The sequence below is a fragment of the Ruegeria sp. H9 genome (assembly GCF_056532915.1).
On record NZ_JBQFNX010000001.1, the window covers coordinates 1,583,775 to 1,605,149 of the forward strand.

General features: G+C 59.5%; 18 protein-coding genes. 12 read left to right on the forward strand and 6 right to left on the reverse strand.

The window, feature by feature from the left end; all coding sequences use genetic code 11:
• Nucleotides 1-15: 15 nt before the first annotated feature.
• The 11 genes from ACR0CZ_RS07650 (at nt 16) to ACR0CZ_RS07700 (ending at nt 12,542) form a co-directional block, all read left to right on the forward strand.
• The gene (locus tag ACR0CZ_RS07650; protein ID WP_170392030.1) at nt 16-309 is read left to right on the forward strand and encodes a hypothetical protein; all 294 of its coding nucleotides are present in this window, start codon (nt 16-18) and stop codon (nt 307-309) included.
• Nucleotides 306-1,232 carry a UDP-N-acetylmuramate dehydrogenase gene (gene murB, locus ACR0CZ_RS07655; protein WP_170420834.1) on the forward strand — a complete coding sequence of 309 codons (927 nt, stop codon included), beginning with the start codon at nt 306-308 and terminating at the stop codon, nt 1,230-1,232. Before ACR0CZ_RS07650 ends, murB begins: the two co-directional genes overlap by 4 nt.
• Nucleotides 1,233-1,340: 108 nt before the next feature.
• The gene (locus tag ACR0CZ_RS07660; RefSeq protein ID WP_170392026.1) at nt 1,341-2,258 is read left to right on the forward strand and encodes a D-alanine--D-alanine ligase; all 918 of its coding nucleotides are present in this window, start codon (nt 1,341-1,343) and stop codon (nt 2,256-2,258) included.
• The gene (locus ACR0CZ_RS07665) at nt 2,246-3,250 is read left to right on the forward strand and encodes a cell division protein FtsQ/DivIB (RefSeq protein WP_170392025.1); all 1,005 of its coding nucleotides are present in this window, start codon (nt 2,246-2,248) and stop codon (nt 3,248-3,250) included. Before ACR0CZ_RS07660 ends, ACR0CZ_RS07665 begins: the two co-directional genes overlap by 13 nt.
• A gap of 8 nt (nt 3,251-3,258) precedes the next feature.
• Nucleotides 3,259-4,593 carry a cell division protein FtsA gene (gene ftsA / locus ACR0CZ_RS07670; protein WP_170392023.1) on the forward strand — a complete coding sequence of 445 codons (1,335 nt, stop codon included), beginning with the start codon at nt 3,259-3,261 and terminating at the stop codon, nt 4,591-4,593.
• Nucleotides 4,580-4,999, forward strand: a complete 420-nt coding sequence (locus ACR0CZ_RS07675; RefSeq protein WP_170392021.1) for a hypothetical protein — start codon at nt 4,580-4,582, stop codon at nt 4,997-4,999. The genes ftsA and ACR0CZ_RS07675 overlap by 14 nt, the downstream gene beginning before the upstream one ends.
• A gap of 352 nt (nt 5,000-5,351) precedes the next feature.
• Nucleotides 5,352-6,953 (forward strand): cell division protein FtsZ, encoded by a 1,602-nt coding sequence (ftsZ, locus tag ACR0CZ_RS07680; protein ID WP_170420842.1) that lies wholly within the window; start codon nt 5,352-5,354, stop codon nt 6,951-6,953.
• Nucleotides 6,954-7,167: 214 nt separating this feature from the next.
• Nucleotides 7,168-8,088 (forward strand): UDP-3-O-acyl-N-acetylglucosamine deacetylase, encoded by a 921-nt coding sequence (lpxC, locus tag ACR0CZ_RS07685; protein ID WP_170420844.1) that lies wholly within the window; start codon nt 7,168-7,170, stop codon nt 8,086-8,088.
• A 126-nt stretch (nt 8,089-8,214) separates the two neighbouring features.
• On the forward strand, nt 8,215-9,078 hold the full coding sequence (locus ACR0CZ_RS07690) for an outer membrane protein assembly factor BamD (protein ID WP_170392015.1): 864 nt from the start codon (nt 8,215-8,217) through the stop codon (nt 9,076-9,078).
• 36 nt (nt 9,079-9,114) lie between these two features.
• Nucleotides 9,115-10,764, forward strand: coding sequence for a DNA repair protein RecN (gene recN, locus ACR0CZ_RS07695; RefSeq protein WP_170392013.1), 1,650 nt, complete (start codon nt 9,115-9,117; stop codon nt 10,762-10,764).
• 92 nt (nt 10,765-10,856) lie between these two features.
• On the forward strand, nt 10,857-12,542 hold the full coding sequence (locus ACR0CZ_RS07700) for a chloride channel protein (protein ID WP_170392011.1): 1,686 nt from the start codon (nt 10,857-10,859) through the stop codon (nt 12,540-12,542).
• Here the strand turns inward: ACR0CZ_RS07700 and ACR0CZ_RS07705 are convergent, their stop codons facing one another.
• Nucleotides 12,543-13,913 (reverse strand): DUF3179 domain-containing protein, encoded by a 1,371-nt coding sequence (locus ACR0CZ_RS07705; protein WP_170392009.1) that lies wholly within the window; start codon nt 13,911-13,913, stop codon nt 12,543-12,545.
• Nucleotides 13,914-14,103: 190 nt separating this feature from the next.
• Here ACR0CZ_RS07705 and speB point away from each other — a divergent pair, with 190 nt between their 5' ends.
• Nucleotides 14,104-15,075: an agmatinase gene (speB, locus tag ACR0CZ_RS07710; protein WP_170392007.1), complete on the forward strand. Its 972-nt coding sequence runs from the start codon at nt 14,104-14,106 to the stop codon at nt 15,073-15,075.
• A gap of 30 nt (nt 15,076-15,105) precedes the next feature.
• On the opposite strand, the gene ACR0CZ_RS07715 is transcribed toward speB, so the two are convergent.
• The 5 genes from ACR0CZ_RS07715 to ACR0CZ_RS07735 form a co-directional block, all read right to left on the reverse strand.
• Nucleotides 15,106-16,326, reverse strand: coding sequence for an aminopeptidase P family protein (locus tag ACR0CZ_RS07715; protein WP_170392005.1), 1,221 nt, complete (start codon nt 16,324-16,326; stop codon nt 15,106-15,108).
• Between the two features lie 160 nt (nt 16,327-16,486).
• Nucleotides 16,487-17,698, reverse strand: a complete 1,212-nt coding sequence (locus tag ACR0CZ_RS07720) for an ABC transporter permease (RefSeq protein ID WP_170392003.1) — start codon at nt 17,696-17,698, stop codon at nt 16,487-16,489.
• A gap of 5 nt (nt 17,699-17,703) precedes the next feature.
• Nucleotides 17,704-18,978, reverse strand: coding sequence for an ABC transporter permease (locus ACR0CZ_RS07725; protein ID WP_170392001.1), 1,275 nt, complete (start codon nt 18,976-18,978; stop codon nt 17,704-17,706).
• Nucleotides 18,979-19,047: 69 nt separating this feature from the next.
• Nucleotides 19,048-20,139, reverse strand: a complete 1,092-nt coding sequence (locus ACR0CZ_RS07730) for an extracellular solute-binding protein (protein WP_170391999.1) — start codon at nt 20,137-20,139, stop codon at nt 19,048-19,050.
• A 101-nt stretch (nt 20,140-20,240) separates the two neighbouring features.
• A complete protein-coding gene (locus ACR0CZ_RS07735; protein WP_170391997.1) occupies nt 20,241-21,341 on the reverse strand; it encodes an ABC transporter ATP-binding protein in 1,101 nt (366 codons plus the stop codon).
• Nucleotides 21,342-21,375: the final 34 nt, after the last annotated feature.

Here is a 21,375-nt window from a genome sequence, read left to right on the forward strand (position 1 = left end):
TTTCAGGAGGCCCCCATGGTCGACATCGCCACTTTCGCCTATTTGCCGCTGATTACCCTGATCCTCGGGACGCTTGCGGGTTTTGTCGCCGCGCGCTGGATCGGCCTCAAGGCACTGCTGTGGCTGATCGGGCTGACCTCGGCCCTTGGTCTGGTACTGATCATAATGCTGGCCAGTGTCGGCACCGGGGAAGAGGAACAGGCGTTCGGCCCCTTCGTCTGGCTGACCGGTGCGGTCCTGCCCTTCCTGTTTGCGGTGATCATGGGTGGAGTAGGCGGGCGCAGCCTTGCATCCCGGGAAGGCGCATGAGCGAGCTGCCCGACGTCCGTGGCCGCCTGTCCGCGGCGCGTTCTCTTTCCGAACTCACCTGGCTGCGCGTCGGCGGACCAGCGGATTATCTGTTTCAACCCGCCGATACCGAAGACCTTCAGTCGTTTCTGCGTGATCTGCCTGCGGATGTTCCCATCTTTCCTATGGGTGTCGGATCCAATCTGATCGTCCGTGATGGTGGTCTGCGGGCGGTGGTGATCCGATTGGGGCGCGGGTTCAATGGTATCTCGGTCGACGGCAATACCGTCAGCGCGGGTGCCGCCGCGCTGGATGCGCATGTGGCGCGTAAAGCAGCGGATGGAGGTGTGGACCTGACTTTCCTGCGCACGATACCCGGGTCGATCGGCGGGGCCGTGCGCATGAACGCGGGCTGTTACGGCAGCTATACTGCGGATGTGCTGCAAAAGGCTACCGTAGTCACCCGCGCCGGAGAGATCGTGGACCTGACCCCGCAAGACTTCAGCTTCCGCTATCGCCAGTCCGACCTGCCCGAAGGCGCGGTGCTGATCTCGGCGACGTTTCAAGGCCCCTCGGGCGATCCAGCTGAGCTGCACGCTCGCATGGAGGCGCAGCTAAAAAAGCGCGACGAAACTCAACCCACCAAGGACCGCAGCGCCGGGTCGACCTTCCGTAATCCAGCCGGGTTCTCGTCGACTGGGCGCGCGGACGATGTGCATGACCTCAAGGCGTGGAAAGTGATCGATGACGCGGGTATGCGCGGGGCCACCAAAGGTGGTGCGCAGATGAGCCCCAAGCACTCGAATTTCTTGATCAACACGGGCGATGCGACCGCCGCGGACCTGGAAGGTCTGGGTGAAGAGGTGCGAAAAAAGGTTTACGAAACAAGCGGCATCACGCTAGAGTGGGAAATCATGCGGGTCGGTGATCCGCTGAAAGAATAAAGCCCCGACCGTCAGACCATAACAGGCAAATTAGGACGACGGATCAAAGGCATAAACGCAGTACGGACCACCACATAAGGTCCGGGGACATTGAGGCGCACATTGGGTATGTCGAGCAGGACAAACCCCAAAGTGGCGGTGTTGATGGGCGGCCCCTCGGCGGAACGCGAGGTGTCTCTCAGCTCTGGGCGCGAATGCGCAGCCGCTCTTGTGGGTGAAGGCTTTGAAGTGGTCGAACTGGACGCAGGTCCGGACCTTGCTGCTCGCCTTACCGATATCCAACCCGATGTGGTGTTCAACGCCCTGCATGGACGCTGGGGCGAGGATGGCTGTGTGCAGGGGCTACTGGAATGGATGCGCATTCCTTACACGCATTCCGGCGTGCTGGCTTCGGCCCTTGCGATGGACAAGCAACGCAGCAAAGAGGTCTATGCCGCCCAAGGATTACCTATCGTACCCAGCCTGATCGTTCCCAAGGTCGAGGTGGTCGAGGTCCATGTGATGGAGCCGCCCTATGTGGCTAAGCCCAACAACGAAGGTTCCAGCGTCGGCATCTATATCGTGCATGAAAATGCCAACGGCCCGCCGCAACTGGACGAGGCGATGCCTGATCAGGTGATGGTCGAGAAATACGTCGCGGGCCGTGAACTGACCGTGACCGTGATGGGCGATCGCGCCCTGACGGTGACCGAGATCATGACCGATGGCGGTTGGTACGATTATGATGCCAAGTACAAGCCCGGCGGCTCGTGGCATGTGCTGCCCGCCGAGATCCCGCAGGATATCTTTGACCGCTGCATGGACTATGCGGTTAAGGCGCATAATGCACTGGGGTGTCGCGGCGTGTCCCGCACCGATTTCCGCTGGGATGACAGCAAGGGTGCCGACGGGCTGTTCCTGCTGGAAACCAACACCCAGCCCGGCATGACGCCGACTTCGCTGGTGCCCGAACAGGCCGAGCATCTTGGCATCAGTTTCGGCCAGCTCTGCGCCTGGATGGTGGAGGACGCCTCATGCGACCGCTGACCGCCACCCGCGCGCCGGTGATTCACCGGACCAAACCGTTGGCGGGGCCGGATGCCGATTTCACCGCCGCGCCAAGGCCCGAGCCCAAAACCGAACCTAAGCTGCATTTGCGCGGGGCGCGTCTTTTTGGCCGCGCGCGCAACGCGGACCCCGCGCCCTCGCGCCTCAGCTACCGCTTTCAGCGCTGGATGCTCACCCCCGGCATCCGGCGCGGGCTAAAAATTGGCCTGCCGGTTCTGATCGTCGTTGGTTTGGTGGGTGGCTTCTTTGCCGCCGAAGAACGTCGTGAGGCGGTCAGCACCTATATCGCCGACATCAAGACCTCGATCCAGGAGCGCCCCGAATTCATGGTCAACCTGATGGCCATCGACGGGGCAGGAACCGCACTGTCTGAGGATATCCGCGAGATCGTGCCGCTCGATTTCCCGCTCAGCTCGTGGGATCTGGATGTGGAGTTGATCCGCGACACCATCACCGGGCTTGACCCGGTGAAATCGGCAACCGTACGCATTCGCGCCGGCGGGATTCTTCAGGTTGATGTGGTCGAACGCCAGCCGGTCATCGTCTGGCGCACCCGAGACGGGATCGAGCTATTGGATGAAACCGGAGCCCATGTTGACCGTGTTTCAGCACGCGCCGATCACGCAGCCCTGCCACTGATCGCAGGGAAGGGCGCGAACAAACATGTCCCCGAGGCGCTGCAAATCCTGACCACTGCCCGCAGCTTGGGCGACCGCGTTCGCGGTTTGGTGCGCGTTGGCGAACGGCGCTGGGATCTGGTGCTGGATCGCAACCAGCGCATCATGTTGCCGACCGAACGTCCGGCGCGCGCGCTGGAACGCGTGTTGGCGGTGAACGAGGTGCAGGACCTTTTAGAACGTGACGTGGCCGTGGTCGACATGCGACTGGGGCAGCGACCGACCATCCGAATGAACAAAACGGCCAGCGAAGACTGGTGGAACACAAAAGTAGATGTGAGTAGCGGGCAGTAACGACCATGATGACCGATCTTTATCAGTCCCAAAGGGCTATGCGGCAGATGCGCCGACAGGCAATGCAACGCGGTGTAGTTGCTATCCTGGATGTCGGCAGCTCCAAAATCGCTTGCCTTGTATTGCGCTTCGACGGGACGGGGCGGTTGTCCGAGGATAACTCGATCGGCTCCATGGCCGGTCAGACCGGGTTCCGCGTCATCGGCGCTGCGACTACCCGCTCGCGCGGGGTGCAGTTCGGCGAAGTCACAGCGATGCAGGAGACCGAACGCGCCATCCGCACCGCACTGCAGGCAGCGCAGAAGATGGCCGATATCCGCGTGGATCACGTGATTGCATCCTTCTCAGGGGCGAACCCGCGCTCGTACGGGCTGGATGCACAGGTCGATCTGGAAGGGCAACTAGTTACCGAAGCCGAGGTCGGTCGTGTCCTGAACGCCTGCGACGTGCCCGATTACGGCGAAGGGCGCGAGGTACTGCATGCGCAACCGGTGAATTTCGCGCTCGACAACCGCTCGGGACTAATCGATCCGCGTGGGCAGTTGGGGCAGAGCCTTGCAGTGGATATGCACATGCTAACCGTCGATGCGGTGGCGATCCAGAACATCGTCCGCTGTATCAAGCGCTGCGATCTGGAGCTGGCAGGGATTGCGAACTCGGCCTATGTCTCGGGCATTTCCGCATTGGTCGAGGACGAACAGGAGTTGGGCGCGGCCTGTATCGATCTGGGCGGCGGCACCACCAGCATCTCGATCTTCATGAAGAAACACATGATCTATGCCGATTGCGTGCGCATGGGCGGCGATCACGTGACCAGCGATATTTCGATGGGCCTCGGCGTGCCCGCAGCGGTGGCCGAACGGATCAAGACCTTTAACGGCGGCGTTCACGCGACCGGAGCCGATGATCGCGACCTGATCGACATCGGTGGCGATACTGGCGATTGGGAGCATGACCGCCGTACCGTCAGCCGTGCCGAGTTGATCGGCATCATGCGCCCCCGCGTCGAGGAGATTCTCGAAGAGGTGCGTACTCGTCTGGACGCTGCCGGTTTCGACCACCTGCCAAGCCAGCAGATCGTTCTGACTGGTGGTGGCAGCCAGATCATGGGGCTAGACGGGCTTGCCAGCCGGATTCTGGGTCAGCGTGTTCGTTTGGGCCGCCCGCTGCGTGTTCATGGCCTGCCGCAATCCGCGACCGGGCCCGGTTTTTCTTCGGCAGTGGGGCTTAGCCTGTTTGCGGCGCATCCTCAGGACGAATGGTGGGATTTTGAGATCCCGGTCGACACCTATGCCGCGCGCCCGTTCAAGCGCGCCGTGCGCTGGTTCCGTGACAATTGGTAATGCCCTGCGTGGTGCAGCCGTTGGCGCGGCCCTTGGACCCGCTGCGGCCCCGGCTCAAACCCTGATTACGCCAGAGGCGTTTCTGAGCGCCGTCGTTGGCAAAACGATCACCTTCCATGAAATCCGAAGCGGTATGTTGGTCGGAACTGAGGAATTTCTCAGCCCGACTCTCTCGGTCTGGCGGATGGAGGGGCGGGGCTGTGTCTATGGCCAGATCACCACGCCAAATGGCCAGATCTGTTTTCTGTACGATGATGCGCCCGATGGCCTGCCAGTCTGCTGGTGGCCCTACCTGTACAATGACCGGTTGATGGTGCGGCTGGCGCGCTTCGTCGGCAGCGAAATGCAAGAGGTCCGTAGCATCTCTGAAGATGGCCTGAATTGCCCAAGTGCCCCGGTAGGCTAAAGAAATCAGTTGCGGCAACTGCCAAATTGCCGCAAAATAAGGCTCAAGGCCCGGCAGAGGCCCAGCGGCAGGACATTGAGCAGTTTTCCGCGACCAAACGAGTGACTAAAAGTTTTACACCCCCCCCCCTCAAGGTGGGCGGGGTCTTTCCGTGTGTAGTAGCGCATGAGTCTTTCGCCGCAACATGTCGCGGTAACAGCGAAATGCCGCTGTTTGCTGCCTTATTTCCTCCATATTTTGTGGATTCGTGCGATTTTTCTGGTGACGTTTCCGAAATGACACAGTAAAATCGACTGTGGATAGGTCAGAAAAACCGCATTTTGCGGCAACATAAAAAACAGGCGGACAGAGCATGACATTAAATCTTTCGATGCCCGGGCACGACGAACTCAAGCCTCGGATTACCGTATTTGGCGTTGGCGGCGCTGGGGGCAATGCTGTCGACAACATGATTGAAAAACAGTTGGACGGCGTAGAATTTGTCGTCGCGAACACAGACGCACAGGCGCTGCAGCAAAGCCGTTCGTCGGCGCGGGTGCAGCTGGGCGTCAAAGTCACCGAAGGGTTAGGTGCAGGTGCGCGTCCGACCGTGGGTGCTGCAGCAGCTGAAGAAAGCATCGAACAGATCGTGGATCATCTGGCGGGTGCGCATATGTGCTTTATTACCGCCGGCATGGGTGGCGGCACAGGCACCGGCGCGGCGCCGATCATCGCGCAGGCAGCGCGGGAGTTGGGTGTTCTGACCGTTGGGGTTGTCACCAAACCCTTCCAGTTCGAAGGCGCCAAGCGTATGCGTCAGGCCGAAGACGGCGTTGATGCGCTGCAGAAAGTCGTTGATACGCTGATCATCATTCCGAACCAGAACCTGTTCCGTCTGGCCAACGAAAAGACAACATTTACCGAGGCGTTCTCGATGGCCGACGATGTCCTGTATCAGGGCGTCAAAGGCGTAACCGACCTGATGGTGCGTCCGGGTCTGATCAACCTCGACTTCGCCGACGTTCGTGCCGTGATGGACGAGATGGGCAAGGCGATGATGGGCACAGGCGAAGCGACCGGTGAAGATCGCGCCATTCAGGCAGCCGAGAAGGCCATTGCTAACCCGCTGTTGGACGAAATCAGCCTCAAGGGTGCCAAGGGTGTGCTAATCAACATCACCGGTGCGCACGACCTGACCTTGTTCGAACTGGACGAGGCCGCCAACCGCATCCGCGAGGAAGTGGACCCGGAGGCCAATATAATTGTCGGTTCGACCCTCGACACCGAGATGGAAGGCGGAATGCGCGTTTCAGTCGTTGCCACCGGTATCGATGCCAGCGAGAAAAGCGAAGATGTACCGGTCGCCCGCCGTTCGATGTCGGCTCCGCTGACACGCACGGTTTCGGCAGAAGACTCCACGCCTGAACAAATCGCTGCAGATGAGGCCCCGGCTGAGGACAACATTGCGCCCACGCTCTTCGAGTCCATCGAAGATGTCGAGTTCAATGAAGGCTGGCAAGACGAACAACCCGCTGCCGAGCAGGAAGATGACGGGCTGCCTCCGCCCGCCTATCAGCCTCAGGTTGCGCAGTTCGAACCGCAACCCGAAGTCGAAGAGACAGTCGACTCCTACGACGCACCGCGTGCCCAGACCCCCGGCACACCGTCTCCGGAAGCGATGCAGCGGTTGCAGGCCGCAGTTCAGAAAGTACCTTCGAACCGGCTGCGTCCGACGCCTGAGGCACCTCGCGAACCGGCCCCTCAGCCGCAGCAAGCGACCGAGGATCGCCCGCGTTTTGGCTTCAACCGATTGATTGACCGGATGACCGGCCATGCGGCCGATACGCCCGCTCAACCGGTACGCCAACAGCCTGCGATGCGGTCGGTTGACGCAACGGCACCTGTTCAGGATGAAGCCGATCCTGATCAGGAGCGCATCGAAATTCCCGCCTTCCTACGGCGTCAGGCCAACTGATCGCGGTAACAAAATCATCTCGAAGGGCCGCCATCGCGCGGCCCTTTTTTGTGGAAACACAAGGTGTTGAGCTGGTGTAAGCAGGGATTTGCCGATGTGTCACATTCATGTTTCATTCGGTTGCAAAAGGTGAGTTGAGCCTTGATGCCCCCTTCCTTAGTTGAGGGTGCAACACAGCCCCTGATAGGCTGGACACAACTCACCGAGGCTCACATTGCAACATACGCTCAAATCTTCAGTCACGTTTGTGGGCACTGGGCTGCATAGCGGCAAGCCTGCGACGATGGTTCTGAAGCCTGCAGCGGCAGGTCATGGAATCTGGTTCAAACGGACTGATATCGAGCTGGGCAATGCGTTGATCCCCGCTATCTATGACGTTGTTGAGCGGACGCCTCTTTGCACACGATTGGTTAACGATGCGAATGTGTCGGTATCGACTGTGGAACACATCATGGCGGCACTTGCCGGATGTGGTGTCCATAATGCGCTGATTGAAATCGACGGTCCCGAAGTCCCGATCATGGATGGTTCGTCCGTGGCCTTTGTTCGGGGCATCATGGCCAAAGGCGTTCGTCGTCAGGCTAGTCCGGTACTGGCTTATGAAGTGCTCAAACCCGTCTCTGTTGAACGCGAGGGCGCAAAGGCATCTATCGCGCCTGCGGAAGGTCTGGAGATCGAGTTCCACATTGATTTCGAAGATGACGCCATTGGAAGCCAGACAAAAGTTTTGGACATGCGCAATGGTTCGTTTGCGCGTGAACTCTGCGACAGTCGCACGTTTTGCCGCCGCACAGATGTCGAAGCGATGCGTGAAAACGGATTGGCCTTGGGCGGCACATTGGACAATGCCGTAGTCGTACAGGGCGACGAAGTCCTGACCCCGGGTGGCTTCCGTCACACGGATGAAGCGGTGCGCCACAAAATGCTGGACGCTCTGGGTGATCTCTATCTTGCAGGCGGTCCGATTCTGGGGCGCTTTGTCGGCGAGAAGTCGGGGCATTCGATGACTAACACATTGCTGCGCAAACTGTTCGAAACACCGGGCGCTGTGCGACCGATCCTTTGTACCCCTGAACAAGCCGCGCGTCTGCCCGGCCAGGGCCTTGTGCGAAGCGAAATCCCGCAGGTTGCGTGATCTGATCAACTCTGACGACATTTGCGCCATGAGGGTGGATAAGGCGTTTTGCACTGGAATTTTATGTGCTAGACCGAGGCCCGATCAGGGGTAATTCCCGCTAAGTAGACGACAAGGATGGGCGGAATGGTTGGCAGCAAAGCGGCAGTCAGAATCGCAGGTGCGCTTCTTCTGGCAGCAACTTTGACGGCATGTGGCAATGCCGGAGGTCTGTTTGGTAACCGTGGGGCAGACCGCAGCCAAAACCTCGAAGGTTTCACGCCTGAACAGATTTACACCCGCGGTGAATACGAGCTGTCGCAGAATCGCTCGGACGACGCGGCTTGGTATTTCTCTGAAGTAGAGCGGCTTTATCCTTATTCCGATTGGGCGAAACGTGCGCTGATCATGCAGGCGTTCTCATTCCATTCGGACCAGAACTATGAAGAAAGCCGCGCCGCCGCGCAGCGATATATCGATTTCTATCCCACTGACGAAGACGCCGCCTATGCCCAGTATCTTCTGGCGCTCAGCTACTATGATCAGATCGACGAAGTTGGCCGTGATCAGGGGCTGACCTTTCAGGCACTGCAGGCGCTGCGCACGGTGATCGAAGTCTACCCAGACAGTGAGTATGCCACATCTGCCGTACTGAAATTCGACCTTGCCTTTGACCATCTGGCTGGCAAAGAGATGGAGATCGGGCGCTATTATCTGCGTCAGGATCACTTCACTGCGGCGATCAACCGATTCCGCGTGGTGGTCGAGGATTTTCAGACCACATCTCATACCGCCGAGGCGCTCTATCGCCTGATCGAGGCGTATCTGGCGCTGGGACTGGTGGACGAGGCGCAGACCGCGGGTGCGATTCTGGGTTACAACTATCAGTCCTCGGAATGGTACGACGCGGGGTACACGTTGCTGACGTCGCGTGGTCTCGATCTAAAGAGCCGAGGTAACAATTGGCTCAGCACGATCTATCGCCAGACCGTCAAGGGTGAGTGGTTGTAACGGCCATGGCTAAAGGCTTGGGACGCTAAAGACCCGATGCTGCGCGCCCTTGATATCCGCGACATGCTGATCATCGACCGGCTGGAGCTGACGTTTCAGCCGGGCTTGAATGCTTTGACCGGTGAAACCGGCGCGGGCAAGTCGATCTTGCTGGATTCGCTGGGCTTTGTGCTGGGCTGGCGAGGGCGCGCCGAGCTGGTTCGTCAGGGGGCCGCACAGGGCGAAGTTGTGGCCGAGTTTGAACTGCCTGACGATCACCCTGCCCATTCGATTCTGGCCGAGGCGGGTCTGCCCGGTGGCGAGGAGCTGATCCTGCGCCGCGTCAACACGGCCGAGGGACGTAAGACTGCATGGGTCAATGACCGCCGTTGTTCGGGCGAAGTGTTACGGGCGCTGTCGGAAACTCTGATCGAACTACACGGCCAACATGATGACCGAGGCCTGCTGAACCCACGCGGGCATCGCACAATGCTGGATGCCTATGCCGGGGCAGGGGATCAGTTGGCCGCCGTGCGTGCCGCATGGGGCCAGATGTCCATCGCCCGCAAAGCTCTGGCGCAGACTGAGGCAGCGCTGGAGGCTATGCGTGCCGAAGAAGAGTTCCTGCGTCATTCCGTTGCCGAGTTGGATCAGCTTGACCCGCAGCCGGGCGAGGATGCAGATCTCGACGCCCGCCGCCGCATGATGCAAGCGGCCGAGCGGATTCGCGATGACGTGGCCCGTGCCTTTGCCTTGCTGGACGGCGACGGGGCCGAGGGCGCGATGGCCGATGCCGTGCGCTGGCTGGAAGGCGTGTCGGACAATGCGGGTGGCCAGTTGGAAGGCCCCATTGCAGCGCTGGGTCGCGCCCTGATCGAACTGGGCGAGGCGCAGGATGGGGTCAACGCCTGTCTGCAAGCGCTCGATTTTAACCCAGCGGAACTGGAACAGGCCGAGGAACGCCTCTTTGCCATTCGCGCGCTGGCACGGAAACACGATGTGGCCCCCGATGATCTGGGCACCTTCGCCGATACCTTGCGCGACCGCCTGAACCGGCTGGATGCAGGTGACGCCGACCTCAGCAACAAACGCGCTGCTGTGGACGCGGCACAAGCTGCGTATGACAACGCGGCCACCGCACTCGGCGAAACGCGCCGTAAGGCCGCCAGTGCGTTGGACACCGCAGTAATGGCTGAACTCGCGCCCCTGAAAATGGAACGCGCCGTGTTCCGGACCGAGATCACCGCGACCGACGCAGGCCCCGAAGGCACCGACGCGGTGGCCTTCACCGTCGCCACCAACCCGGGGGCGCCGTCAGGGCCGCTCAACAAAATCGCCTCGGGCGGCGAACTCAGCCGCTTTCTGCTGGCGCTTAAGGTCTGCCTAACGGGCGAAGACAGTGCCCGCACGATGATCTTTGACGAGATTGACCGCGGTGTCGGCGGTGCCACGGCGGACGCGGTGGGCCGCCGTCTGGCCGCACTCGCGCAGGGCGGGCAGGTGCTGGTCGTCACTCACTCGCCGCAAGTGGCCGCACGGGCGGCGCATCACTGGCGGGTGCAGAAACAGGTCACCGGCGATCAGACCCTGTCCACCGTGATCCCGCTGGCCGACCCCGACCGCGTCGACGAAATCGCCCGGATGGTCGCAGGCGACACCATTACGGATGAGGCACGTGCCGCTGCCCGTGCCCTATTGGATGCATGACGCGCATTCTGTGAGCATCTTGTCGTGAACCGACTTTTCTAAGGCGCGCGCGTGGCTTACTAAGGGTCAGGCGACCACCCCAACGAGGGCCAATGACCCAATCGACCCGCACCGTGCTGCGCAATCAGCTCAATCAAGCCCTCTCAGCGCTGCGGGATGCATGGCGGGTAATGCTTCATCGTGGCCCCAGCCAGATTCAGTTCTGGTTTATTGCTCTGGTCATTGGGATCGCTGCAGGCTTCATGGCGCTGGGATTCCGGATGGCGATCTCGTCGTTGCAGGCTTATCTCTACAACACCGAAGATATCCTATTCCTGCACAGCCATGCTGAGAAGCTGCATTGGCTCTGGATTTTCCTTACACCTGTGGTCGGCGGGTTGGTCGTCGGGATCATCCTGAACAGGTATACCGATGATGGCCGTGTGCGTTCGGTAGCTGATGTGATCGAGGGTGCGGCCATCACTGATGGACGGGTCGAAAAGAAGGCCGGTATCGCATCTTTTTTCGCTTCGCTGATCACGCTCAGCTCAGGCGGATCCACGGGGCGGGAAGGACCTGTTGTGCATATGGCCGGGGTCATCTCGACTTGGGTCAGCGACCGTATCCACGCCGACGGCATCACCGGGCGCGACCTATTGGGTTGCGCTGTGGCCGCTGCAGTTTCGGCCAGTTTCAACGCCCCCATCGCCGGTGCTTTATTTGCGCTTGAGGTTGTGCTGCGCCACTTCGCCGTTCATGCCTTTGCGCCCATTGTCATCGCCTCGGTCGCGGGGACCGTGATCAACCGGCTGGCTTATGGTGACGTGACCGAATTCACGCTGGATACGCCCGGGTCGTTGCAATTCTATGTCGAGCTGCCCGCCTTCCTGATCCTAGGCCTGATTTGCGGGCTGGTCTCGCTGCTGCTGATGCGATCGATCTTCTTCGCCGAGGATATCGGCACGCATATTCAAAACCGTTTGTCTCTGCCGCGCTGGCTGCGCCCCGGTGTTTCGGGCGCGATGCTCGGCCTGTTGGCGGTCTGGTTTCCGCACATCATCGGCGTGGGATACGAAACCACGATCCGTGCCTTGACCGGGGACCTCGTGCTGACGACCGCGATCCTGTTCGCGGTCATCAAGACCGTCGCAGTGGCGATTACCATGGGCGGTCGCATGGGTGGTGGTGTGTTTTCCCCTTCATTGATGATCGGAGCGTTGACCGGGTTGGCCTTCGGCCTGATCGCCACCGGATTGCTGCCAGATGTGTCAGGCACCCATACGCTCTATGCCTTTGCCGGGATGGGCGCGGTGGCCGCCGCGGTGCTGGGCGCACCAATCTCAACCACGCTCATCGTGTTTGAATTGACCGGAGACTGGCAGATCGGCCTCGCCGTGATGGTTTCGGTCTCGATGTCCACTGCGCTGGCCTCGCGCCTTGTGGACCGGTCCTTCTTCCTGACCCAGCTGGAACGACGCAATGTGCACCTTGCCGCCGGGCCGCAGGCCTACTTGCTGGCAATGCTGCGCGCAGGCGCAGTGATGCGCCCGCTGGGGGACGCGCGTTCGATCTCCAAGGAAGACGCGCAGGCATTGATCGAACAAGGCCTATGCGTCAAGGCCAGCGCCACGCTTGAGGCCGCGATGCCATATTTCGACCGCGATGACATCCCTTGCATCCCGGTGGTGATCATCGACAAGGACGGCTGTGAAAACCCCGTTGGCGCGCTCTATCACATCGACGCGCTGAAAGCTTACAACCGCGCGCTGGCCGCCACAGCGGCCGAGGAACATTCTTGATCAGCGTCCGTAAACGCTGGCTGCGTCGCCAAGATAATTGTCCCAGGCAAACCAATACGAGATATGTCCCGCGACGCGCGGCAACTCTGCGCCATCCGGGCCAATTAGTGCCTCTTCGGTGACGCGCCACTTGTTGCCCGTTTCGTCCAGCAGCCCGCCATCGGTGGTCGCGCGGAACTGGCGCGATCCACGCTCGTAGGCGCGCACGCTGCGCTTGTCCGGGTCGCCCATCAGCATCAGTGCCCGCCCGCCAATCGCATCGTTGATCACCGGCTTGCCCTTGAACGCGTCCAACGGCCAGGCCCGCGCCGCGCCGAACTGGCGCACGGCGAACACGTAGTCCTTCTGGCGATGCCGACTTTGATCGACCAAGGCCGGGAACATCAGATCGGGTGAGGCAAAGTAATCGCGATACACAACGCCCGAGCCATAGTTGCGCCGATGACCGGTGCTGAGCGACAGCACCTTCGTATCTGAATGCGACGCCTTCCAGCTGTCCCAGCGGGTGATCACCACAGGACGCTGCTTCAGCTCGATTCCACTGTTGACCAGCGGTCCGACCACGGGCTTACCTGTGTACTGGTTCCATAACGAATGCGTCTCACGGTCGAACATCAATTTGTTCGACCGATACAGGAACCCGGACGAGCCAAATACAAACGGCTTCCGCCGCCCCTCGACCTGCGTTTCAAACAAAATCCCCGATCCGCACAGCGTACAATAGGCCAGTGCTACCGGAACGCCTCCGATCACCTCGTTGAACATCTCGTGCCAGCCCATGATGCGCAGCGGATAAGCGCGTACATCGCCGTTGATCGAGACGCCAAAGACCAAATCGTCGTCTTTCATGTAGTCCGCCCGCGCCGCCGGGATCAGCTTGGGATTGTCCAGCGAAGGGATACCGTCCTTTAGCACACCACCCCAACTGATCTCTTCCAACCGAATCTTCATGTTGTCGCGTTGCAAATATTCGGGTTTCAGGAAAACGTCGAAGTTCTGATCGATGCCCAAAAGAACTTCGCGTTTGAACGGTATCAAAGATGGATGAGGTACAATCTGAGCGTTCCGTTCTTGCCATAGCATCCATTCGAACCAGTCTGTGCCGTGGCGCGCGCCGCTCAACGCTTCCATGACTTTGGCAATGTCTCGCTCTCGCCGTCTACCATAGCGCATCGCCGTCAGAAGCGCGGGCACAACGTCCGGTTTGCCGCGCTCGGTCAGGAACGCCATCCCGGCTTCGAAATCGGTCCGACTGTCATACAAAGTTGAACGTACGGCATCGTAGACAGGGTCATCCTGCGCCCAAAGAGCGCGAGGGGCTACAGCGCTTGCCCCCAACAGGCCGACAAAGCTGCGACGTGGAATCGACATGGCATCCTCCGATCGGGTTCATATTCGATCTTGCCCGCAAAGCAGATCACATACACGCAACACTCGCGTGAGTGGCTCGAATTTCTGAAGCTGCACGCCGGGCATCTCGACATTGGTCCATCCTGAGCACAAGATGCTGCTGCGATTGATGTCATCGAACGTGACAGTGGCAATGAAAAAGGAAATACCCATGCAAGACCATGGTTATAAGGCGGGGCGACTAAACCTGCCTTTTGTCGGCATCTCAACCTTCGCCAAATCTCCATATGTTGAGAATTGGGATGAGATAGAGGCGGATATCGCCGTTCTCGGCGCGCCCTTCGATTTCGGGACCCAATGGCGACCGGGGGCGCGGTTTGGACCTCGGGCCGTGCGCGAAGCCTCGACCCTGTTCAGTTTCGGCCACGCTGGGGCTTATGATCACGAAGATGACGCAACCTATCTGGATGGCTCGGTGCGGATCGTTGATCTGGGGGACGCGGATATTATCCATACCAAGACCGACGAGAGCCATGCGAATATCGCCTTGGGGGTGGGCAAGATCCTGAAAGCAGGGGCCTTGCCGGTGACAATTGGCGGGGACCATTCGATCAACATCCCCTGTATCAATGCCTTCGCCGAGGATTGCACGCAGAACGGCCCGATCCATGTGGTGCAGATCGACGCGCATCTGGATTTTGTCGATGAACGCCACGGAGTGACCGCCGGACATGGCAACCCGATGCGGCGGGCGATTGAGAAAGACTATGTCTCAGGCATGACGCAGCTGGGCATCCGCAATGTCTCATCCACCGCGAAGGAAGGCTATGACGACGCCCGTGCGCGCGGGTCGGACATCCTGTCTGTGCGGCAGGTGCGCAAACTGGGGGCCGAGGCAGTGCTGGCGCGTATCCCGCAGGGGGCACGGTATTACGTAACGATAGATATCGACGCCTTCTGTCCTTCGATTGCCGCGGGCACCGGGACGCCCAGCCATGGCGGGTTTCTCTACTACGATGTACTGGAAATTCTACAGGGTCTGGCCAAACGCGGGGATGTTGTGGGCATCGATCTGGTCGAAGTCGCGCCTGCTTACGACCCGACGGAAAGTACCCAGATTCTGGCAGCGCAGCTGTTGCTGAACTTTCTCGGCTTCATCTTTCACGAACGCAACCAGCGGTAGTAGGTGGGGCCATCAGCCCCACCCGTTTTCTTACGCCCCGATGATGTTGTGGCCGGGACCATAGGGGAAGCCGGTGATGTTCTCGGCCCCGTCTTCGCCCACCACGAGGATATCGTGCTCACGATAGCCGCCCGCGCCGGGCTGGCCTTCGGGGATCCACAGCATCGGCTCGATCGAGACGACCATGCCGGGTTCCAGCACCGTGTCGATATCTTCGCGCAGCTCCAGACCGGCCTCGCGCCCGTAATAGTGGCTGAGGATGCCGAAGGAATGGCCATACCCGAACGAGCGGTATTGCAGCAGGCCCTCATCCGCGAAGAAGCGGTTGATCTCAGCCGTGATGCCCGAACAGGTCGCGCCGGGTTTGATCAGGCTCAGGCCCAGCTCATGCGCGGCAACGTTGGCCTTCCACAGGCGCAGGCTGTCTGCGTCGGGCTCGCCCAGGAACAGGGTGCGTTCCAGCGCGGTGTAATAGCCCGAGATCATCGGGAAGGTGTTCAGCGACAGGATATCGCCCTTTTGCAGCGCGCGTTTAGTCACCGGGTTATGTGCGCCGTCGGTGTTAAGCGCCGACTGGAACCAGACCCATGTGTCGCGGTATTCGGCATCCGGGTAGGCGCGGGCGATTTCCTCTTCCATCGCGTCGCGTCCAGCCATGGCGATCTCGATCTCGGTGGCGCCTTCACGGATAGCTGCGTGAATGGCGGCTCCACCCACGTCAGCGGTGCGCGCGCCGCCTTTGATCAGCTCGATCTCTTCTGCGGATTTCACCATGCGGGCAAACATCGTGTCAGGTGCGATATCGATCAGTTCCGGTCCGCCCAGCATGTCCAGCGCCGTGTTGCGCGCCGCCAATGTCATGTGGTCGCCTTCGATCCCGATCCGTTTGGCCCCGCCGATCAGGCTGGCCACTGCGCGCCAGTAATTGTCGCGCTTCCAGTCGGTGTAGATGACGTTATCCTCGACCGAGCGGCGCCAGGGCTGGCCCGCGTCGATATTGGCCGAGACGGTGGTGCAGGCGTCCTGCGTGACGACGCAGCCATAGGGCCGACCGAAAGAGCAGTACAGAAAGCCGGAATAATAGGCGATGTTCTGCATCGAGGTCAGCAGGACGGCGGGGATGTCATGCTTGGCCATGATAGCGCGCAGGGCGCCAAGGCGGCGGTCGTATTCACCCTTGCTGAACGGCAGGGGCGCTTTATCGCCATTGTGGCAGGTGAAGAATTCTGGGCGATTTGTTGTGTCTGTCATGACTAGGTCTCTCATCTTTGCCGGGCGGCAAACCCGGCCACTTGTCCCGGCGTTCAGGACAGGCGGTCTCGGGGTCCGAGAGCCGATCATCCCAGTGCGTCCGCGACGCCATCGCGGCTGGGATGAACGTATAGATCGTTAGATCAGACCTGCGCTTGCGTCAAGCGGGGGAGAGACCCCGCAGACGCTCGGACCGGCGGCGCAGCAGTTCGACCGTGGTCAGCAGCGCGATTGAGATCACAACAAGGATCGTCGCCACAGCCAGAATGGTCGGGCTGATCTGTTCACGCAGGCCAGTGAACATCTGCCATGGCAGAGTCTTTTGGCTGGCAGAGCCGACAAACAACACCACGACCACTTCGTCGAACGAGGTGATGAAGGCAAACAGGCCACCCGAGATCACGCCCGGCAGGATCAGAGGCATCTGGATCTTGAAGAACGTCCGCACTGGACCCGCGCCCATATTCGCCGCCGCCCGCGTCAGCGAGCGGTCAAAGCCCACTAGCGTTGCGGTCACGGTGATGATGACGAATGGAATACCCAGAACGGCGTGAGCGAGGATCACTTTCACATAGCCCACAAAATTCTTGTTCATGCCCAGTGTTCCCTCCATGAAGCGGCCGATATCGCTGTAGAAGAAGAACATGCCTGTGGCTGAAATGATCAGCGGCACGATCATTGGCGAGATCAGGATGCCCATGATGGCGCGGCGGCCTGGAACGTGGCTCTGGCTGAGGCCAATGGCCGCCAGCGTGCCCAGCGAGACCGAGATGATCGTCGCAATCGGCGCAATGATGAGCGAGTTCTTGAAGCTGCGCTGCCATTCATTGTTGGTGAAGAAATCGCGGTAGTGCTTGAGCGAGTACCCTTCCGGGTCGAGCCGCAGCATTTCTGGCGTGAAGGTAAAGAAGTCCTGCGCGTTGAACGAAAGCGGCAAAACCACGAGGATCGGGGTGATCAGGAACACGAAGATCGCGCCGCAGATCACCCGGAACAAGTAGTGATAGAACACTTGTTTCGCGGTCAGATAGGGCAACAGTTTTTGGCGATATCGACCTTCGTACAGCCAAAAGATAAACCAGACGAAGAACCATCCACCCAACAGGCCCAGAACGCCGCCCATTGGGCCAGAGAACAGAAAGCCGACGATGCCAAAGCCAAGGATATTGATCCATCGTGCCAGTTTTTCGTTCTTGAGTATCGTGATGTAGACCCAGGCCACAGCGGCGATCAAGGCTGCACCGCCAATAATGCCGAGGAAGACCGAGCCATTGCCCGCGCCGACAAAGATACCGGCGAAGGCGCCTGCCAGCGCAACGCTTGGCAAAACCATGGACAAAGGTTTGCGGGATATCGGAGTAAGTGCGGCCATGTCGATTATCCCAGCTTCACGTTATCAATGCCGACAATCTTGTCGTAGCACCAGTAGAGCAGCAGTACGACGCCCAGAAGGATCGTTCCCAATGCCGCGGCCAGCCCCCAGTTCAGTGAAGACGAGATGTGATAGGCAATCCGGTTCGAAATAAAGACACCTTTGGTGCCGCCAACGATTTCAGGCGTGATGTAGTAGCCGATCGCCAGAATGAACACGAGGATTGAGCCCGCGCCAATGCCAGGAATGGATTGCGGGAAGTAGATGCGCCAGAATGTCGTCCAGTTGGTCGCGCCCATGGATTTTGCGGCGCGGGTGTACGAGGGCGGTATGGTCTGCATCACCGAATACATTGGCAGGATCATGAACGGCAGCAGGATATGCGTCATAGCTATGATCGTGCCGATCTGGTTGTTGATGATCACCAGCCTGGCGTCGTCGGCGACCAGTCCCAGCCAGACCAATGTTTCATTGATCACGCCCTGTTGCTGCAACATCACCTTCCACGCCGAGGTTCGCACCAACAATGACGTCCAGAAGGGCAACAACACGAGGATCATCAGCAGGTTCGACACCCGCATCGGAAGTGTCGCCAGCAAATAACTGACCGGATAGGCCAGCAGGATACAGGACGCGGTGATCACCAGCGACATGAACAAAGTGCGCCCGAACAGCTTGATCAGGATCTGCTTGTCCTCGGGCTGCGCCTGCGCGCCCTCGGGCGTGCGGCGCATGTCCACAGCGTTCAGAAAATAGCCATTGGTGACAGCGGGCGAATGCGTCTTGATAACCGCCCAAGTCTGCGGTTCACCCCAGCCGTCGTGAATCTCGATGACCTGGTCTTTGAACGGCCCATCGGTTTCGGGGTCCAGCTTACCCATTTTCCGACCCGAGCGGCGGAACATTGAAGACATGCCTGTCTCTTCGTAGTTCAGACGCGAACCCAGCCGGGTGTGTGTCTTGTTATCGACGGCCACGACCATATCGCGGACAAAGGCGTCATAAACGGCTTCGTCGGGCAACTCGCCGCTGGTTTCATCCCAGCTTTGCAATGCTTCAACCGTCAGGGGCAGTGTCTCTTGTACGATGCTGTTTTCCACAGATCGGAACAGCATCGCCGCAATAGGCACGATGAACGAGAACATAACGAACAGCAGCAGTGGGGCGACCAGCATCAGGGCCCGCAGCTTTTGCCGTCGCAGAGACCGGGCCAGCGATTGCTTGAGTGGCGTGCCGTCCGCGGCCAGCATGGGACCAGTATTTTGGGTGGCGTCAGTCATCGGTACCCCTTGGGTATTTTTGGGGTCGGGGGCGATAGCCGCCCCCGACAATCTCAGGAAATCAAACGCTTATTGCGCCAGCCAAGCCTGGAATTTGGCGTCGATATCGTCACGGTAATCCGCCCAGAACTCGTAGTTGTACAGGAACGTGTTCTTGGCGTTTTCCGGATCGGTCGGCATGTGTGGTGCCATGTCGATGCCCAGATCGGCGTGCTGACCCACCAGCGGTGCAGAGGAGGCACGAGCCGGGCCGTACGAGATGTACTTGGCCTGATCTGCCAGACGCTGCGTGTCAGTTGCGAACATGATGTAGTCCAGCGCGCGCTGTTGACGCTCTTCGCTCAGGCCTGCAGGAATGATCCAGCCATCAAGATCGAATACCTGAGCATCCCACAGCATCGCTACCGGCTGCTTTTGTTCTTCGATCACGCTGAACAGGCGGCCGTTATAGGTCGAACCCATGACAACTTCACCATCGGCTAGCAATTGTGGCGTGTCGGCACCGGCAGACCACCAGACGACACTGTCCTTGATGGTATCCAATTTGGCCAAGGCCTGGTCCTGACCTTCAGCAGTGGCCAGAACGTCGTAGACGTCGTCTTTTGCAACGCCGTCACACAGCAGCGCCCATTCCATGTTGTTGATCGGGCGCTTTTCCAGCGAGCGCTTGCCGGGATAGGCTTCAAGATCGAATACTGCGCAGATGTCGGTTGGCGGAGTATCACCGACCAGATCTGTGCGATAACCGAAAGTGGTTGAATAGACGATCTGCGGGATAAAGCAGTCGCTGACCAGAAGGTCACCGAAATCTTCGGAGGCAGGCGTGCCATCGGGGGCAGGGGCCAGTTGAGTGTCGAAATCGATCTCAAGTGCTAGACCTTCGTCGCAGAGGCGGATTGCGTCCGCCGCAACCACATCAACCACGTCCCATGTGATGTTGCCCGCTTCGTTCATCGCGCGCAGTTTGGCGACGGCCTCGTTCGAGCTGTCATCGTTCAGGATGGTGACGCCGGTCTTCTCCGAATAGGGCTCGTGATAAGCCTTGAGCTGCGATTTGGAATAGGCGCCGCCCCACGAGACGATGGTCATCTCTTCGGCGGAAACGCCGCCAGCCGCTGTCGCAATAGCAGCTGCTGTCAGCAGTGTTTTGGTAGTTTTCATGTGTTACTCCCAGTACTTCCCGTTTGTTGTTTGGTCAGCTGACGCACGGGTTTTCGCCAGCTGGTCCCTCGGTAAACCACGTTTGTATCGCGCGGCTTGGTCTATGCGTCGAGCGCACGACAATCCTGTGCCAACCATCCGATTTCGATTTCCTGCCCCGGTTGCAGGCGAATGGCGTCGGGGGCATTCCGTGTTTTGACAATGAATTCGTCATTGCCCGCCACCGACATGCGGAAGCGGAACACGTCGCCCATATAGATGAATTCCTTGACCGTGGCTTTCAGCGTATGCGCATCGGCATGCAGACGGTCCTTGTTGAATTCCACACGCTCGGGCCGGATCGAGACCTTGGTGCGCTCACCCGGATTGTGCACGTTGATCGGAACTGCATCAATTTCCGAACCGTCATCCAGCTGTACAAGGCAAGTGTCACCGTCTATCGATTTAACAACGCCTTCTAGCGTATTGTTTTCACCTATAAATTGCGCAACGAAGCTGTTTTCGGGCTCTTCATAAAGTTGATCCGGCGGGGCCAATTGCTGAATGCGACCATCGTCAAACACTGCCACGCGGTCGGACATCGTCAGAGCTTCGGTCTGATCGTGGGTCACGTAAACGGTGGTGATGCCCAGTTCATGCGCCAGACGGGTGATTTCGAACTGCATATGCTCGCGTAGTTGTTTGTCCAACGCACCCAGCGGTTCGTCCATCAACACCAGTTCGGGCTCGAAAACCAGCGCACGTGCCAGTGCGATCCGTTGCTGCTGACCACCCGACAACTGCGCGGGGCGACGATTGCCGAAGGCACCCATCTGCACCATGTCCAGCGCGCGCTTGACCTTCTCCTCGCGCTCGGACTTACCCAGCTTGCGGACTTCCAGCGGGAACGAAAGGTTCTCGGCTACAGTCATATGCGGGAACAGAGCGTAGTTCTGGAACACCATCCCGATGCCACGTTTGTGCGGAGGGATATTGTTGATGGGTTTTCCATCCAGAAGAATCTCGCCATGTGTGGCGGTTTCGAATCCGGCAAGCATCATCAGGCAGGTCGTCTTACCTGATCCGGACGGCCCGAGCATGGTCAGGAATTCGCCCTTTGGCATTGCCAGGTTGAGATCTTTGACGACGAGGTTCTCGCCATCATAAGACTTTTGAACGCGTTGAAATTCAACAAACGCGGCGTCGCTATTTGTGTCGGTCACAAGACCCCCTGTTGCGTCAAATGATTACCCGGTT

Bases quoted from the DNA above. Each gene is read 5' to 3' on its own strand.
- speB (WP_170392007.1), top strand. From the start codon at position 14,104: ATGCAAGACCATGGTTATAAGGCGGGGCGACTAAACCTGCCTTTTGTC.
- ftsA (WP_170392023.1), top strand. From the start codon at position 3,259: ATGACCGATCTTTATCAGTCCCAAAGGGCTATGCGGCAGATGCGCCGA.
- ACR0CZ_RS07705 (WP_170392009.1), bottom strand. From the start codon at position 13,913: ATGTCGATTCCACGTCGCAGCTTTGTCGGCCTGTTGGGGGCAAGCGCT.
- ACR0CZ_RS07700 (WP_170392011.1), top strand. From the start codon at position 10,857: ATGACCCAATCGACCCGCACCGTGCTGCGCAATCAGCTCAATCAAGCC.
- ACR0CZ_RS07665 (WP_170392025.1), top strand. From the start codon at position 2,246: ATGCGACCGCTGACCGCCACCCGCGCGCCGGTGATTCACCGGACCAAA.
- ACR0CZ_RS07715 (WP_170392005.1), bottom strand. From the start codon at position 16,326: ATGACAGACACAACAAATCGCCCAGAATTCTTCACCTGCCACAATGGC.
- recN (WP_170392013.1), top strand. From the start codon at position 9,115: ATGCTGCGCGCCCTTGATATCCGCGACATGCTGATCATCGACCGGCTG.
- ACR0CZ_RS07650 (WP_170392030.1), top strand. From the start codon at position 16: ATGGTCGACATCGCCACTTTCGCCTATTTGCCGCTGATTACCCTGATC.
- ACR0CZ_RS07725 (WP_170392001.1), bottom strand. From the start codon at position 18,978: ATGACTGACGCCACCCAAAATACTGGTCCCATGCTGGCCGCGGACGGC.
- ACR0CZ_RS07720 (WP_170392003.1), bottom strand. From the start codon at position 17,698: ATGGCCGCACTTACTCCGATATCCCGCAAACCTTTGTCCATGGTTTTG.
- ftsZ (WP_170420842.1), top strand. From the start codon at position 5,352: ATGACATTAAATCTTTCGATGCCCGGGCACGACGAACTCAAGCCTCGG.
- ACR0CZ_RS07660 (WP_170392026.1), top strand. From the start codon at position 1,341: ATGTCGAGCAGGACAAACCCCAAAGTGGCGGTGTTGATGGGCGGCCCC.
- ACR0CZ_RS07690 (WP_170392015.1), top strand. From the start codon at position 8,215: ATGGTTGGCAGCAAAGCGGCAGTCAGAATCGCAGGTGCGCTTCTTCTG.
- ACR0CZ_RS07730 (WP_170391999.1), bottom strand. From the start codon at position 20,139: ATGAAAACTACCAAAACACTGCTGACAGCAGCTGCTATTGCGACAGCG.
- murB (WP_170420834.1), top strand. From the start codon at position 306: ATGAGCGAGCTGCCCGACGTCCGTGGCCGCCTGTCCGCGGCGCGTTCT.